We start from the raw sequence: 1,888 nt of genomic DNA on the forward strand, positions 1-1,888 counted from the left end.
GAGGCCAGGCACGAGCAGTCGACGTTCCACTAGTGAGACACCACCATGCGCCACCAGACAGCACTGAACCTTGTGGCCAGCCAGCTGATGGTCGGGGTACGTGCTCCTTAGAAAGGAGGTGATCCAGCCGCACCTTCCGGTACGGCTACCTTGTTACGACTTCGTCCCAATCGCCAGCCCCACCTTCGACGGCTCCCTCCACAAGGGTTGGGCCACCGGCTTCGGGTGTTGCCGACTTTCGTGACGTGACGGGCGGTGTGTACAAGGCCCGGGAACGTATTCACCGCAGCGTTGCTGATCTGCGATTACTAGCGACTCCGACTTCATGGGGTCGAGTTGCAGACCCCAATCCGAACTGAGACCGGCTTTTTGGGATTCGCTCCCCCTTACGGGATCGCAGCCCTTTGTACCGGCCATTGTAGCATGCGTGAAGCCCTGGACATAAGGGGCATGATGACTTGACGTCATCCCCACCTTCCTCCGAGTTGACCCCGGCAGTCTCCTATGAGTCCCCACCATTACGTGCTGGCAACATAGAACGAGGGTTGCGCTCGTTGCGGGACTTAACCCAACATCTCACGACACGAGCTGACGACAGCCATGCACCACCTGTACACCCCCAAAAGAAGCCCCATCTCTGGAGCGGCAGGGTGTATGTCAAACCCAGGTAAGGTTCTTCGCGTTGCATCGAATTAATCCGCATGCTCCGCCGCTTGTGCGGGCCCCCGTCAATTCCTTTGAGTTTTAGCCTTGCGGCCGTACTCCCCAGGCGGGGCGCTTAATGCGTTAGCTGCGGCACGGAATCCGTGGAATGGACCCCACACCTAGCGCCCAACGTTTACGGTGTGGACTACCAGGGTATCTAATCCTGTTCGCTCCCCACACTTTCGCTCCTCAGCGTCAGGATATTCCCAGAGAACCGCCTTCGCCACCGGTGTTCCTCCTGATATCTGCGCATTTCACCGCTACACCAGGAATTCCGTTCTCCCCTGAATACCTCTAGTCTGCCCGTATCGAAAGCAAGCCAGGTGTTAAGCACCTGGTTTTCACTCCCGACGCGACAAACCGCCTACGAGCCCTTTACGCCCAATAATTCCGGACAACGCTCGCACCCTACGTATTACCGCGGCTGCTGGCACGTAGTTGGCCGGTGCTTCTTCTGCAGGTACCGTCACTTGCGCTTCGTCCCTGCTGAAAGAGGTTTACAACCCGAAGGCCGTCATCCCTCACGCGGCGTTGCTGGATCAGGCTTCCGCCCATTGTCCAATATTCCCCACTGCTGCCTCCCGTAGGAGTCTGGGCCGTGTCTCAGTCCCAGTGTGACCGGTCACCCTCTCAGGCCGGCTACCCGTCGAAGCCATGGTGAGCCATTACCTCACCATCAAGCTGATAGGCCGCGAGCACATCCCTGGCCGAAAAACTTTCCACCACCATCCCATGCGAGAAGTGGTCGTATCCGGTATTAATCACCGTTTCCGGTGGCTATCCCAAAGCCAAGGGCAGATTACTCACGTGTTACTCACCCGTTCGCCGCTCGAGTACCACCGAAGTGGCCTTTCCGCTCGACTTGCATGTGTTAAGCACGCCGCCAGCGTTCGTCCTGAGCCAGGATCAAACTCTCCATCGAAAACCATCAACCCAACCCACCCAACCCACAAACGGAGCCAGACAGACCAGGCGACTATCAATAAGAGCCACATCCATGACTGAACAAAACTAGCGAAGAGATCCATACGGACCTCGCCAGAATCATTGTCAAAGAAACCGCGACACCCATCCCCCACCAACCCCAAAAGGCCAGCAGAACAACCGATGTCAACGGGGCATAACAAACTAATTCGTCGACTAATCAAACACACTGTTGAGTTCTCAAGAATCAGACGCACCC

At 57.0% G+C, this 1,888-nt stretch carries 1 rRNA gene; it reads right to left on the minus strand.

What is annotated here, in order from left to right:
- Positions 1 to 111: 111 nt before the first annotated feature.
- Positions 112 to 1,627: ribosomal RNA gene (locus F4692_RS20620) — 16S ribosomal RNA — on the minus strand.
- Between the last annotated feature and the right edge of the window lie 261 nt (positions 1,628 to 1,888).

Source organism: Nocardioides cavernae (assembly GCF_013410035.1).
In the GTDB taxonomy this organism is placed as follows: Bacteria; Actinomycetota; Actinomycetes; order Propionibacteriales; family Nocardioidaceae; genus Nocardioides; species Nocardioides cavernae_A.